The organism is Providencia alcalifaciens (assembly GCF_915403165.1).
Lineage (GTDB): Bacteria > Pseudomonadota > Gammaproteobacteria > Enterobacterales > Enterobacteriaceae > Providencia > Providencia alcalifaciens_C.
Genome location: NZ_OU659204.1, coordinates 1,549,077 through 1,563,887, shown reverse-complemented (window position 1 = coordinate 1,563,887; position 14,811 = coordinate 1,549,077). Strand labels below are relative to the sequence as shown.

General features: G+C 43.2%; 12 protein-coding genes. 4 read left to right on the top strand and 8 right to left on the bottom strand.

Features of this window, described 5'->3' with window-relative positions:
- Positions 1 to 10 precede the first annotated feature (10 nt).
- Together LDO73_RS07105 and LDO73_RS07100 are read right to left on the bottom strand one after the other, a co-directional pair.
- Positions 11 to 826 (bottom strand): VanW family protein, encoded by an 816-nt coding sequence (locus tag LDO73_RS07105; protein ID WP_224060802.1) that lies wholly within the window; start codon positions 824 to 826, stop codon positions 11 to 13.
- A gap of 425 nt (positions 827 to 1,251) precedes the next feature.
- On the bottom strand, positions 1,252 to 2,568 hold the full coding sequence (locus LDO73_RS07100) for a CitMHS family transporter (RefSeq protein ID WP_224060801.1): 1,317 nt from the start codon (positions 2,566 to 2,568) through the stop codon (positions 1,252 to 1,254).
- Positions 2,569 to 3,176: 608 nt separating this feature from the next.
- Here LDO73_RS07100 and LDO73_RS07095 point away from each other — a divergent pair.
- A complete protein-coding gene (locus LDO73_RS07095) occupies positions 3,177 to 4,268 on the top strand; it encodes an NADH:flavin oxidoreductase/NADH oxidase (protein WP_224060800.1) in 1,092 nt (363 codons plus the stop codon).
- Positions 4,269 to 4,358: 90 nt separating this feature from the next.
- Here the strand turns inward: LDO73_RS07095 and LDO73_RS07090 are convergent, their stop codons facing one another.
- Positions 4,359 to 4,679: a lipoprotein gene (locus LDO73_RS07090; RefSeq protein ID WP_036951331.1), complete on the bottom strand. Its 321-nt coding sequence runs from the start codon at positions 4,677 to 4,679 to the stop codon at positions 4,359 to 4,361.
- 274 nt (positions 4,680 to 4,953) lie between these two features.
- On the bottom strand, positions 4,954 to 6,426 hold the full coding sequence (locus LDO73_RS07085; RefSeq protein WP_224060799.1) for an anion permease: 1,473 nt from the start codon (positions 6,424 to 6,426) through the stop codon (positions 4,954 to 4,956).
- 697 nt (positions 6,427 to 7,123) lie between these two features.
- Between LDO73_RS07085 and cutA the strand changes: the two genes are divergently transcribed.
- Entirely contained in the window at positions 7,124 to 7,471 is a 348-nt protein-coding gene (gene cutA / locus LDO73_RS07080; protein ID WP_224060798.1) for a divalent-cation tolerance protein CutA, read from the top strand.
- 359 nt (positions 7,472 to 7,830) lie between these two features.
- Positions 7,831 to 8,178, top strand: coding sequence for a carboxymuconolactone decarboxylase family protein (locus tag LDO73_RS07075; RefSeq protein ID WP_224060797.1), 348 nt, complete (start codon positions 7,831 to 7,833; stop codon positions 8,176 to 8,178).
- A 45-nt stretch (positions 8,179 to 8,223) separates the two neighbouring features.
- Here LDO73_RS07075 and betA read toward each other — a convergent pair whose 3' ends face one another.
- From betA to betI, 3 genes are read right to left on the bottom strand one after another with little or no spacing between them, the layout of a single operon-like run.
- On the bottom strand, positions 8,224 to 9,891 hold the full coding sequence (gene betA / locus LDO73_RS07070; RefSeq protein ID WP_224060796.1) for a choline dehydrogenase: 1,668 nt from the start codon (positions 9,889 to 9,891) through the stop codon (positions 8,224 to 8,226).
- Positions 9,892 to 9,924: 33 nt separating this feature from the next.
- Positions 9,925 to 11,403, bottom strand: coding sequence for a betaine-aldehyde dehydrogenase (gene betB / locus LDO73_RS07065; protein WP_224060795.1), 1,479 nt, complete (start codon positions 11,401 to 11,403; stop codon positions 9,925 to 9,927).
- 21 nt (positions 11,404 to 11,424) lie between these two features.
- A complete protein-coding gene (gene betI / locus LDO73_RS07060; protein ID WP_224060794.1) occupies positions 11,425 to 12,027 on the bottom strand; it encodes a transcriptional regulator BetI in 603 nt (200 codons plus the stop codon).
- A gap of 209 nt (positions 12,028 to 12,236) precedes the next feature.
- Here betI and LDO73_RS07055 point away from each other — a divergent pair, with 209 nt between their 5' ends.
- On the top strand, positions 12,237 to 14,279 hold the full coding sequence (locus LDO73_RS07055; RefSeq protein ID WP_224060793.1) for a choline transporter: 2,043 nt from the start codon (positions 12,237 to 12,239) through the stop codon (positions 14,277 to 14,279).
- A 75-nt stretch (positions 14,280 to 14,354) separates the two neighbouring features.
- Here the strand turns inward: LDO73_RS07055 and LDO73_RS07050 are convergent, their stop codons facing one another.
- Positions 14,355 to 14,717: a hypothetical protein gene (locus tag LDO73_RS07050; RefSeq protein ID WP_224060792.1), complete on the bottom strand. Its 363-nt coding sequence runs from the start codon at positions 14,715 to 14,717 to the stop codon at positions 14,355 to 14,357.
- Positions 14,718 to 14,811: the final 94 nt, after the last annotated feature.

The following is a 14,811-nucleotide window of genomic DNA, read 5'->3' as shown; positions in this document are numbered from 1 at the left end:
TAATGTACAATTATTCACTAAGTTGCGACTCATCCAGAGGGTATTTCACCACCACTTTATTGCGGTATAAACAGTGATCGCTGAGCGTGAGTGGCTCTTGCCCTTTGGTGGTGATTTTCTGCCAAATTTCATTATGGCGATAAATCACGCCACGCTCCCGAACAAACTTATGGTTCTGTTGGTAAATATGGTATTTATTTTCGCGGGGTTCTGAGCACAATAGCTCCCCTTCAATTTGGTGTTCGCCAATGTTAAACACTAACTGAAATGTTGCTTGGGTTGGGTTATACAGTACAAGGTCGATGTAGTTATAGAAGATAGCGGCACCCGATCCAAACGGTAACACGCGGCCCTCATCGGGAAATGGGTCAAAACTGTGGTTGGCCCGCTCTACCACTTTTAAAGGTGAATGCAGCACCATCCAGTGGATTAAATTGCTGAGTTGGCAAATTCCCCCGCCAATCCCGCTGCGAGCTTCGCCATAGGAAAGTTCCATTCCTTCCACAAATCCGCGTTTGGCAGTGGGTTTTCCCACAAGACGGCAAAACGAGAAGTATTCCCCCGGCGCGATGATAACGCCGTTCATCGTTTCAATCGCAATTCCGAGGTTTATTACTTTGTTATGTTGTAGCCGAAGGTCTGATTGACCCAGCTTGCGGATCAGCCGTGATGTGTGTTTATGGTAACGGTATTCCAGCGGTTGCTCAGCCAGATTGCGGGTATATTTGCGTCCTGAAAAGGCCCAGTGCCAACGCCTAAGTAGCCGTTTTTGATTCACGCGCAGCCAATACAAGATAGGATGATAGGAAGAAAGTGGTCTGCGCATGTCGAGCCTTATAGATTTCAGATAATAAAGGCATACTCACATAATTCCCTCATCATCAATATAGTCACAGTCCGATAATCGATGTTCCACTTAGCAACTATTTTTTCTCACTGTTTTTTATCTTTTAAGATTTTAGGTTTTTCTTTAACTTCCAAACTATGGCTCTATGGATTTTGTGCTGTAGCAAGGCGGCAAAAAAGAAAATCCCTAGCGGCGCTGCTGCTAGGGATACACGTTTGATTTTAAAATTAATTCTTAGAATTTAAGTTTTCGTATTTAGCTTTTAACTTCCAAACATTGGCTCTATGGATTTTGTGCTGTAGCAAGGCGGCAAGTGCAGCTAATCCCTGGGAGCATACATAAGTATGTGACTAGGGTTAGCAAGCGCAGCCAACACCGCTACAGCGCAAAAGACGACGAGCAGATCAATAGAGACCTAAAACCCCACCGACGGCTAGCGTGAAAAAACTGAACACCCAAATCCACCCGAACGAATACCGCAAATGACGGCCCATATCAATTCCCGCCAGCCCCATCGCCAGCCACGCTGCCGGTGAGAACGGACTCACAAACGTACCGGCGTTATTCCCTATCGCCATGGCGTACACCACCGCTGAAGGATCAACGCCTGCCGTCGCAGCAATCTGCTGAATAATCGGTAACAATGCAAAATAATAAGCATCAGTACTGGTAAAAATATCCATTGGTACACCGAGGATACCCACAAAAATATGAATTTTTGATACCCACTCCGTTGGCAAAATTGATGTCAAATCCATCGCAATGGACTTCAACATTCCACCATCGGATAAAATACCCAAAAATGCCCCTGCGGCGAGAATAATTGCCACCATACCTAACGCCTGTGGTGCGTGCAGGGAAAGTACCTTCATCTGCTCTCTTGGATTTGGATAGTTAATTAATAGCGCTAAAGAAAGTGCAATCATAAACACATACGGTGCTGAAAGTAGCCCGAATGCTAAACAGATAATCGCCCCTACAATTAGTCCACCATTAATTAATGGCTTTTTAGGTTTATGAGCAATGTCAACTACATCTGCGATTTGCTCACTTTCACCTAATAGTGAATCCATTTGATACGGTGTGGTGCCATTTAATGCAGCCGAAGCAATACGGCGCTTTTCGCGCATTCCCATAATGATGGCAAATACCACCGCGCCACCCATACCAATCAATTGCACGGGAATTAAACCTTGCCATAATGTGGAGGCATCAATGCCTGTTACCGCTGACGCACGACCTAATGGCCCGCCCCACGGCACCATATTCATAATCCCCATACTGGCACACATCAGCAATAACATAAGGTATGGACTCATACCTAATTGTCGGTATAGCGGTAATAATGCTGGAATAATGATTAAAAACGTTGCTGCGCCGGAGCCATCTAAGTGCACTACCCCCGCTATCAGCGTGGTCATAATACAGACGATGATTACATTACCACGGGTCATTTTGACCATCATGCGGATCAATGGGTCAAAAATATGTAAGTCCTTCATCATGCTGAAAAACAAAATGGCAAACAAAAACATTGCTGCCACTTTTGCCACTTTATTAATGCCGCTTTCGAAAAAGACCGAGATTTCACCAATGGAATATCCCGCTAGCAGTGCACCAATAAAAGGAATACAAGACATTGCAATAATTGGGCTAGCTTTACCCATCATCAGTAAAGTGACGATTGTCACGATGATTAAAATACCAATAATTGTTAACACATTGACCTTCCTTTTTAGAATTATATTTTCACAGGCTAATACACGTTGTTGAAAATAAAGCAGCTACAACTTTACAGTTGTAATTTTATTTTCATCTCCATTGCTCTTTTTACATAAAACTAATATTGCACAGGGCTGCTTATTGCTTATATAAAGCCCTTATTTAGGTTGCAAGATGAAAATTGTTTTTTTGCGTCAGCAATATTGATTTCAAGGTAAATAAAATCACTTAATAAAATAGAAACTCAGTGTGAAAATCTATTAGCGCCATAAAAACCATAAAACCAAATTAAGTTTATCATGTTTTATTTATCATGGAGTTAACAAAGAGATGTACACTAAGCGTGTATTTATCATGATTTGAAATGGTTCATTACAATATATTTATACTTTTCCTTTCGTTCTTTTATTCATAATAAAAAATAGCAAGTAGAGATTTATACTTTTTATTCTTTTCCTCAAAATTATCTATGCGTTATTGCTTTTTCAGCTTGCTTATAACGAAAAAATTTTTTGAGTACCTAAATTTGCCGCTTTATCACAAGAATGGCTGTTCTTTTTTTGTATACTGTCAGAATTATCTTAGGTTTCGTTATAAGGAAAAAGGAATGAGTTACCTATTTTCACCGGCTAACTTAGGTCAAGTTCAGCTAACTAACCGCATTATTGTTCCGCCTATGTGCCAATATTCTGCGCATGAAGGTCTTATCACTCCTTGGCATCAAGCTCATTATATGAACCTTGCCTTATCCGGCGCTTCCCTTGTGATTGTCGAAGCCAGCGCTGTAAACCCCGATGGGCGAATTACTTACCAAGATTTAGGTTTATGGAATGACTCTCAAATGCAGGCATTTAAAGCTCTGCTAACGAACATCAAAAGTTTTGCCTATGCAAAATTAGGTATTCAAATTGCCCATGCAGGCAGAAAAGCATCCTGCGCACTACCGTGGGAAGGCGGGCAAAATTTAGCGCCAGACGATCTACATGGTTGGCAAACAGTCGCGCCATCCACCCTGCCTTTCGGAGACAGTTATTCACCGAAGGCTCTCACTGTGGATGAGATCCACCAAATCACTCAACAATTTGTAGATTCTGCAAAACGCGCTGAACAAGCAGGTTTTGATTTAATTGAGATCCATGCGGCTCATGGTTATTTACTGCATGAATTCCTATCTCCTATTGCTAATCAGCGACAAGATGAATATGGCGGCAGTTTTGCTAACCGTACTCGATTTTTAGTGGATGTGTTTCGTGAAGTGCGTGCGGCGGTCAGCCCAAATATTGCTGTCGGTATCCGTATTTCAGCGACGGATTGGGTTGCCGGTGGCTGGGATCTGGCTCAATCCATCGAACTCACTGAAGTGCTAGAAGAATTAGGATGCGATTATATCCACGTTTCTTCAGGTGGATTGTCTGACAAACAGCAGATCCCGGTCAGCCCAAATTACCAAGTGCCACTGGCGCAGGCTATTCATGAACATACCGATATGCCCGTTATTGCTGTGGGGCTGATCACCGAACCTCACCAAGCGGAAGCGATTATTGCGACCGGGCAAGCTGACTTTATAGCGATTGGTCGCGGCATTTTATATGAACCGCGCTGGCCGTGGCGTGCCGCCAGTGTACTCAATGAGCAAATTAATGTGGCACCACAATATTTACGCTGTGCTCCGCATCAATTTAAACAGCTATTTAAATAAGCGTTGATTTAAAAATCGGTCCTAAAAACAGCAAAGCCACGGGGCTTTTTATCACCGTGGCTTTATTTAACAATAACTAAAGCTATTCAATTAACGCGCGTTAGTTGCACATTCTTGAACAAATGAAATCATAGTTTGTTGGAATTCAGGCGCAGCAGCGGGTGATTTTTGCAGTTCGCTGTCTAAACGTTTAAATTCTTTTAAACCATATTTTTCAACAGTTTTATCGTAAGCACAGCCACAGATTGCGCTAATAGCTTGTGCTGTTTCTGTATCAGATTCGCCCGCTGCTTTTACACAGTTGTTTACGAACTCAGAACGATACTCTGCAATCTCTTTTTTCTCGTCTGAACACGCTGACAACAATGCCATCATACCCGCCATACCCAATACTAATGCTGTCTTTTTCATTTTTAACCTATTTATCTTTGTTTATATCGGATTACATTAAAACCCTACAACATGCCTTAGTATTAATCATAGCTGCTTTAAATTAAAAAAGCTTGTTTCCATTGAATATTTAGCTGCCCTGTTTATTTCAATAAATTCACTAATTTAAGGTTTAAATTTTATGGTTTCCCGCCCAGTAAAATATAATTTTACTCACAGTCGATAGAGGACAAAAAAGCCGGAAGATAATTCCGGCTTTTAGTGAATAAGTATTTTTAGTTAATCTTCAATGGCATTACCAGTAACCCAGGAATTTCCACCAAATACTCCCTAAACTGATCCAAATAATTAAGTTAACTACACTCATCACAAAGCCTGCTTTCCACCATTCGCCCAGTGTGGCATAACCCGAACCGAAGATAATCGGTGCTGTACCCGTGCCGTAGTGAGTTAATGACATCATTAAGGATGAGGAGAATGCCAAGGTTAAACCTAACAGCATTGGCGGTGCACCTAATGCGAGACCCGCCGCAAAGAAAGCCCCGAACATTGCGGTAATGTGCGCGGTTGTACTGGCGAAGAAATAGTGGGAGTAAACATAGATCAGTACCAAAATTAAAGTACCCCAAACCCAACTAATTCCCATACTATCTATCGAACTTCCTACTGTGACAGACATCCACTTAATAAGACCTAATTTACCTAAGAAGCTCGCCATCATAACCAGTGCAGCAAACCAAACAACGGTATCCCATGCCCCTTTATTTTTCAGGACATCATCCCAGTTGATAACCCCAGTGCCCAGTAATACGCTCAGACCAATAAAGGCGGCGGTGGTTGCATTCACGCTAAAAGATGGCCCAAATAACATTTCAGGCACCCCTGCCCACATCATTAACAACAAGATGAAGACCCCTAATGTGATCATTTCAGGCAAAGAGATTGACCCTAACTGCTGTAAACGTTCTTTGGCGAAGTTTGGTGCATCCGGCGTAGAAGTAATTTCTGGCTTATACATAAAATAGATAACCAGCGGCATTAAAATCAGAGACACAATCGCCGGTACAAATGCCGCAATCGCCCACATCCCCCAAGTTAGCTCATTACCTTTACCAGCTTCGCTGACAATTAAGCTCACAATCAGTGGGTTAGGTGCCGTTGCCGTAATAAACATCGCGGAGGTAATTGGGTTGATATTGTAGTTCACTAAGGAGAGGTAGCGCCCTATTTTCCCCGAAGTACCGTCTTCCGCCTTAGATCCAAAGCTGTCTGAAATCGAACGCATAATCGGGTGAATAATTCCCCCTCCTCGCGCGGTGTTACTTGGCGTCACAGGTGCAAGAATGGTTTCTGCAATAGCCAATGAGTAAGCTATCCCAATGGTTTTTTTACCAAACAGGGAAATAACGTAATAACCAATACGCGCTCCTAGCCCTGTTTTATTCAAACTCATGGAAACCATAATGGAAATACCAATTAGCCAAATCAGGTCATTGGAAAAACCACTTAATGCATCCGCAATCGCGCCTTTCGTGGATTCAGGGTTGGTGACACCAGTTGCGGCCACCAATGAAATCGCAACGATAGAAACACCACCAATCGGTAACGCTTTACCAATAATTGCAGCAATGGTTCCGACAAACAGGGCTAATAAGTGCCATGCATTCGGATTAACACCTTCAGGAACAGGAATAGCAAACCAGATAATTAACGTAATCGCGACGGCGATTAAGGTGGGTATCGGTTTTAACGGAGTCAGTTTATTCATAAGGGTATCCATACAGTTTTTGAGATGGAATGACAGAGAAAGTGCAATATATATTTTTTTATTCTCAGTTGATGTTAGCAAATAATCATCTGAAAATATTGATCGTTATCATTTGGTTACTGAGTTTCATATGAATTTCAATCCATTATGTAACAAAATGTAATTAAAATTCACAAACAGTCACACTCCCTTAAAGTGAGTTAAAAGTGACTATAAAATAAAAACGAGTAACAGTTATATGTAAAAACGTCACTAACTCTTCCATCGGATTAAAGCGATTAAATATTAGAATATTTCCCAAAACTTAATTAATATACAAAATTTCAATAATTATTGATATTCACCTATCTAAAACTTAATGCTGAATCGAATTACTCATAATTAATCAAAAATAGCAATAAAGCCCCTTGTAAATAGATTTACTTTCGTTTAATGGCGCGAATAAAAATCAAACAGGCTAATTGATTAATGAAATTATTTAGCTCAAGCCTTAAGCTATTAGGGTAAATATATTGCTATCCCATGAGCAGCCAATTCATTACCCAACAAGATAATCGTTATAAGTAATAATCACCTCCACATTAATAACGCACTTCTCTATTTGTATCATTATGTGGCTACGTTTTCTTATGGGCAGCTAAACTAGAATGAATCAGACTACTCATTTAAATAGGCCCTTTAAATAAAGGAGATTAAAATGACATTTGACGACACTCATTATAAGAGCCAGCAACAACCCTGCATCGTTTTAAGCACGACTAATAGCCAAGAAAGTGCGATAAAAATTGCACAGCATCTGTTGAATAACCATCTTGCGGCCTGTGTTTCATTATTACCAGAAATGAAATCAGTCTATTTATGGAAAGGAAATGTGACGGAAGATAATGAAATTCTATTACTGATAAAAAGCACGATTGGTAATCAGAAAGCGCTATTTGATGCCATCAAAGAAATTCATCCCTATGAAATTCCTGAATTAATTCGGTTAGATCCTAATCAGGTAGAGGATAACTATTTACAGTGGCTGGTTAATTCTGTTCGTTAACATTTACATCTACCATATTATTTTCAGTTTATGTTCCTTTTTCATATGGCAAATTGTGATCGTTTTTATTAGCTGGTCAGCTTTGGTAAATACAAAATTAGTGTTATATAAATAGTCTCGCTTAATATTTATTTTCCTCCTTCGTTTGGAGGATTTTTTTGTCAAATTGACACCGATAGCGTTAAATTTCGGATTATACATCTAAATATGAACCTTTTAATTCAATACACTACCCTTTATTAAATAAAAAGTATAAATCTGTTTTATATCTTATTTCGAATACTTGCCTTGCTCAATGTTACCTTTATATTATATTTAAATATATATTATAATGTTGCATAACGTAAGAAGAGGAAATAATGTCAAAATTTACTGAGATCAATCAAAACCTACTGCAAACTATGCCAGAGCTGGCTCAATTTATTCCTGAAGTTATGACACATTTTTCCAACTTAATTGCAGCGGCCTCGATAGAGGGGGCTCTGGATAAAAAAATCAAAGAGCTGATTGCGATTGGTATTGCGGTTGCCAACCGCTGTGATGGTTGTGTTGCCTTCCATACAAAAGCCTTGGTCGATTTAGGCATAACGCAGCAAGAGCTTGCTGAAACTTTAGCTGTCGCCATTTTGATGGGAGGAGGCCCTTCAGTTGCGTATGCAACGCAGACATGGAATGCCTATAAAGAGTTTACCAGCCAATGCGGATAAGCCTGTGTAAAGGGTGAGGATGTCTCCTCACCCATAAATCACGTTTTAGCCTGCTCTAGCCGTCTGACCACCAGCTTTAAAGTAGGGAGTTTGACTGGGAGTTAATGGATCTCGGCCACGAATTTTGTCCGCCATTTTTTCTGCAATCATAATGGTTGTGGCATTTAAGTTGCCTGTAATAATCAGCGGCATAATGGACGCATCAATCACTCGCAGGTTATCAATACCATGAACACGCCCTTCACCATCGACGACCGCCATTGCATCCGAGCCCATTTTACAGGTGCCACAAGGATGAAACGCTGTTTCCGCACGTTCTCGTACAAACTGATCAAGTTGTTCATCGGTGACAATGTGCTTACCGGGGCTGATCTCTTCACCTCGATACGGGTCTAACGCTGGCTGAGCCATAATTTCTCGCGTGATGCGGATCGCTGCACGAAACTCTTCCCAGTCCTGCTCACAAGACATGTAGTTGAACAAGATGCTAGGGTGTTGATGCGGGTCACGAGATTTTATCTGCACTCGACCGCGACTTGGCGAACGCATAGACCCCACATGCGCCTGAAAACCATGCTGATTAACTGCATTGCTGCCATTGTAGTTAATCGCCACGGGTAAAAAGTGAAATTGAATATTTGGCCATGCAAATTTTTCACTGCTGCGAATAAACCCGCCCGCCTCAAACTGATTACTCGCACCGATACCCGTGCCTTTAAATAGCCACTGTGCACCAATCATTGGCTGATTAAACCATTTCAATGCGGGATACAGAGAAACAGGTTGCTTGCATTCATACTGTAGGTACATTTCCAGATGATCTTGCAAGTTTTCCCCAACCCCTTCCAAATAATGAACGGGAGGGATCTCAAACTGTGCTAACACCGCTTTAGGGCCGACACCGGATCGCTGCAAAATTTGTGGGGAGGCGATAGCCCCAGCGCATAACAAGATTTCTTTGCGCGCCTTCGCCACATGGGCTTGCTGATGCTTTCCTAAATAATATTTCACAGAAACCGCTTTTTTCCCTTCAAACTCAATGGTATCCGTGGTGGCTTGAGTGACTATCGTTAAGTTTTTACGGGCGCGAGCTTGATCTAAATACCCTCTGGCGGTACTCGCACGACGCCCTTTTGGCGTCACCGTACGATCCATCGGACCGAACCCTTCTTGCTGGTAACCGTTTAAATCATCCGTTTTCGGATAACCAGCTTGAACGCCGGCTTCAATCATCGCGTGGAATAGCACATTATTGTGGGATTTTGGCGTCGTCACACTCACAGGACCTTGGTCGCCGTGGTAATCATTTCCACCAATATCGCGGGTTTCTGCTTTACGGAAATAAGGCAAACAGTTGGCATAAGCCCAATCTTCTAGCCCCGGCGCTTGCGCCCAGCCATCAAAATCCATGGCATTTCCACGGATATAGCACATACCGTTAATCAATGAAGAGCCGCCAAGCCCTTTACCGCGCCCACATTCCATACGGCGGTTGTTCATATGAGGCTCAGGCTCTGTTTCATAAGCCCAGTTATAACGGCGTCCCTGAAGTGGGTAAGCTAATGCCGCTGGCATTTGTGTGCGAAAGTCGAACCGGTGATCCGGTCCTCCTGCTTCAAGGAGCAGCACAGTAACATCAGTATCTTCTGTCAGGCGGGTAGCAAGAACGTTACCGGCTGAACCAGCACCGATAATAATGTAGTCATAGACCATTGTTATCTCCTCTGTTTCAGTCAAATTAAGTGATTAAAAAATGGATGAAAACTCTCCGAGTTCAACTTGAATGGATTTGATTTGAGTGTAATTTTGCAGTGTCACCAGACCATTTTCACGCCCGACACCAGAGTGTTTATACCCCCCCACTGGCATTTGCGCAGGGGATTCTCCCCAAGTATTGATCCAACAAATTCCCGCTTCCAATTGGTGAATAACGCGATGAGCTCGGGCGAGATCTTGCGTGACAATCCCTGCGGCTAAACCATAAATAGAATGATTTGCTCGCTCAATCACCTCACCTTCTGTGCGGTAACTTAGAATGCTCATCACAGGGCCAAAAATCTCTTCTTGGGTGATTTGCATCTCATCAGTACAATCGGTAAACACGGTCGGAGCCACATAAGCGCCATTTGCCAGTGATTCTGTCATCAGACGCTCACCACCACACAACACTGTCGCCCCTTGCGCCTTGCCAATCTCGATATAGCGCAGCACATTGTCCAGATGCTTGAAGCTGACCAAAGGCCCAAAATTGGTATTTTCATCGGTTGGTGAACCAATACGAATGCGAGCAACACGCTGTGCGATTTTGGCTTCAAAGGCAGATTTCAGGTTTTCTGGGATAAATACCCGCGTCCCATTGGTGCACACTTGCCCAGAGCTGTAAAAATTCGCCATCATGGCGATATCAGCGGCTTTGTCTAAATCGGCATCATCGAAAATAATCAGCGGTGATTTTCCACCCAACTCCATAGTGACCTCTTTGAGGCTTGAGCTAGAGGCATTGGACATCACTTTCTTCCCTGTCGGGACGCCGCCGGTAAATGAGATTTTGGCGATATCAGGATGTTCCGTTAGCCATTGCCCCACTTCACTGCCCATGCCCGTTACCACGTTAAACACTCCCGCAGGTAAACCTGCTTCAGTGTAGATTTCCGCCAGCTTTAATGCGGTTAATGAGGTGACTTCACTGGGCTTAAATACCATGGCATTGCCCGCCGCCAGTGCTGGTGCGGATTTCCATAACGCAATTTGAATGGGATAGTTCCATGCGCCAATACCTGCAACCACCCCCAACGGCTCACGGCGAGTATAGACAAACGAGGTTTCACGTAGCGGAATTTGCTGCCCTTCTAGGGCTGGGATTAATCCTGCATAGTATTCAAGAACATCCGCGCCCGTCACAATATCGACAAAGCGCGTTTCAGAAAGCGGCTTCCCCGTATCGAGAGTTTCTAAATAGGCGAGTTCATCATTACGTTCACGTAAAATATCTACGGCACGGCGCAAGATACGTGAGCGCTCCATCGCGGTCATTGCCGCCCAAATTTTTTGCCCCTGTTTTGCACTCTCCACCGCCCAGTGAATATCGTCGATGCTAGCTGACTGCAAATGCGCAATCACCTCGCCATTGGCTGGGTTTATTGCCTCAAACTGCCCGCATTCAGGTTGTGAACTGTCGACATATCCCCCATGAATGTAAAGCTTATGAATCGGTGGATGTTGCATAACTTCTCCTTTGAAAAATAGTTAGGTCGAATGATCTCCTGCTCGTGCCAATTGCATATCGATATACTCGTTAGTGATACTAAGCGCTTTCGTCACAGGAAAAGGCTCATTACTCAGCGCACTGCGCAACCATAAGCCATCAATCAAGGCAGCCAGCCCTTTAGCAGCACGGCGTGCGGCAGGTTTACTTAGCGCTCGCCCAAACTCATAGCTTAGGTTGGAATATAAGCGACGGTCATTCACCCGCTGTAAGCGATTCAGATTTGGTTGGTGCATACTGCTCGCCCAAAATGCCAGCCATGTTTTCATTGCGGCTTCACTAATTTGGGTCGAGTCAAAGTTCCCTTCCACAATCGCTTGGATTCGCGCTTTAGGATTTTCGCCACTCAATAATCTGAGTCGCATCGCAATACCAAACCCTAATTGATACTGGATATGGCGCATAGTGGCTTCCAATAAACCGCTTTTATCACGGAAATAGTGGCTAATAATCCCAGTAGAGACTCCCGCTTTACGGGCGATCAGCACAAAGCTGGCTTCTTGCATTCCCACTTCGTTGATGACCGCTAAAGTGGCCTGAATTAACTGCTGTTTACGTATCGATTGAACGCCTATTTTCGGCATGGCATGAAAACCTAATAAGACCATTGAACCCATTTATTAAACGATTTTTTAATTGAATGTTCAATCAATATTAACTATGGTTTACAACAATTCATTCACAATCAACTCGAGGAGATACCCGTGAAATTTTAAATATTTACTAATAATTCAATGTGTTAGTAAATGATATAACTTTAAATTTTCATCCAGATAAAACTGTGGAACTGCCAATGACAAATTCAAAAAGTCCAAAAAATGGGCAGAAAGACCAACTTAATCACGTTGTTTTTTTTACCTCCGCCGCCTTAATACTGGCGTTTTCTTTTTTCACCATCCTGATGACTGACACCGCAAATCAATGGATTGTTGCAACACTGGGTTGGGTGTCAAAAACCTTCGGCTGGTATTATTTACTCGCCGCCACCTTGTATATCGTTTTTGTGATTTTTATCGCCACCTCGCGCTTTGGGAATATCAAACTGGGACCGGAACAATCCAAACCGGAATTTAGTTTACTCAGCTGGTCGGCGATGCTATTTGCCGCGGGGATCGGCATTGATTTGATGTTTTTCTCGGTGGCTGAACCGGTCACTCAATATATGTTACCGCCAACGGGTGAAGGCGAAACCCTTGAAGCGGCTCGTCAGTCGATGGTGTGGACACTGTTTCACTATGGACTCACGGGCTGGTCAATGTACGCCTTGATGGGCATTGCGCTCGGTTACTTTAGTTATCGCTATAATTTGCCATTAACCATCCGTTCTGCCCTATATCCGATTTTTGGTAATCGGATTAACGGGCCGATTGGTCATACCGTCGATATTGCCGCTGTGCTCGGGACGATTTTCGGTATCGCTACTACCCTCGGTATTGGCGTGGTGCAGCTCAATTACGGGCTAAAAGTGCTGTTTGACCTTCCCCAAGGGTTAACGGTGCAAGGTGGGCTGATTTTCCTTTCGGTGGTCATGGCGGTGATTTCTGCCACATCGGGGGTCAATAAAGGGATCCGCATTCTCTCGGAACTGAACGTATTACTGGCCTTGGGGCTGATCCTGTTTATCCTCTTTGTAGGGGATACGGAATTTCTGCTCAATGCGCTGGTACTCAACGTTGGGGATTATGTGAACCGTTTTATGGGCATGACCCTTAACAGTTTTGCGTTTGATAGGCCGACCGACTGGATGAATAGCTGGACCCTGTTTTTCTGGGCATGGTGGGTAGCATGGTCGCCTTTTGTTGGCCTATTTTTAGCCCGAATTTCCCGTGGTCGCACCATTCGCCAGTTTGTGATTGGCACGCTGATCATCCCGTTTGTTTTCACGCTACTTTGGCTATCTATCTTTGGTAATAGCGCTCTGTATGAAATTATTCATGGCAATAAAGCATTAGCCGAAACGGTATTAGAGGCTCCCGAAAAAGGGTTTTATTCCCTACTTGAGTTATATCCGGGGTTTGGATTAACTGCCTCCGTTGCCACTATTACAGGGTTACTTTTTTACGTGACATCCGCGGATTCAGGCTCGTTAGTGCTGGGAAATTTCACCTCAAAACTGAGCGATATTAATCACGATTCCCCTAATTGGCTGCGAATTTTCTGGTCAGTGGCCATCGGTTTACTCACCCTTGGGATGTTAATGACTGATGGGGTGCCCGCCCTGCAAAATACCACTGTGATTATGGGGCTGCCGTTTAGTTTTGTGATCTTCTTTATTATGGCGGGGCTGTATAAATCATTGCGGTTTGAAGATTATCGCCGCGTCAGTGCCATTAATACCAATGCCCCTGCACCGCTGTATGGCAACGAGCCTATTAAGTGGAAACAGCGTCTGGGACGCGTGATGAATTTCCCGGGTACCACCTACACCCAACGGATGTTAGATTTAGTCTGTATTCCTGCAATGCAAGACGTGGCTAAAGAGCTGGAATTGCGTGGGGCTAAGGTGGAATTTGCGACCCATCCTCTTGCTGAAGAAGAGCGACTTAATCACTTAGAGTTAGTTGTCGATTTAGAAGAAGAACAAAGTTTTATCTACCAAATCTGGCCGCGTCGCTATACGGTACCAAGCTTTACCTACCGCGCTCGTTCAGGGAAATCCCACTATTACCGCCTTGAAACTTACTTGTGGGAAGGCACCCAAGCTAACGATTTAATGGACTACACCAAAGAGCAGGTGATCAGCGATATCCTCGACCAATATGAGAAGCATTTAAACTTTATTCATTTAAGCCGCGAAGCACCGGGGGCGACATTGACCTTTCCCGAAGGAAATTGATAGAAAGCTGATTATTTAAACAATGCAAAAGGCGCTCAATAAGCGCCTTTTATTTGCAACACGGGGGAATGCTAATTATTCATTCTGATATTTTTGCTCTAGCATGGATTGAAGCTCACGCGGGTTGTTCATCCATGATAAATGCCCCGGACAGCCTGCTGCCGTTGGGTTGATATCACAAGGGCGTATGTGATTGAGTAGGGATTTTTCATCTTCATCCCGCTGTTCGAGTAGCGATTGGTAGCTACGATCTTGCTGAGCAATTTTTAATTTAGGGTCAAATTTGAACTTCTGCTCTTCCCGCAGTGTGTCCATTCCTTGGTAATTTTCATGATATAGGCGATCAACGGGTGATTTTTCTTTAAATGACAAGTCGGTGGCAAAGCCAAAAGGAGCACAAAAAACAAGAAAAAAGACAACAATAACCTTTTTGAACATATGGATACCTACTGTAAATGCATAATTTGGCATTATATGCACTTACAACATATCGGTGTAGAAAATATATTTTTTATTTTTTATATTTCATTAT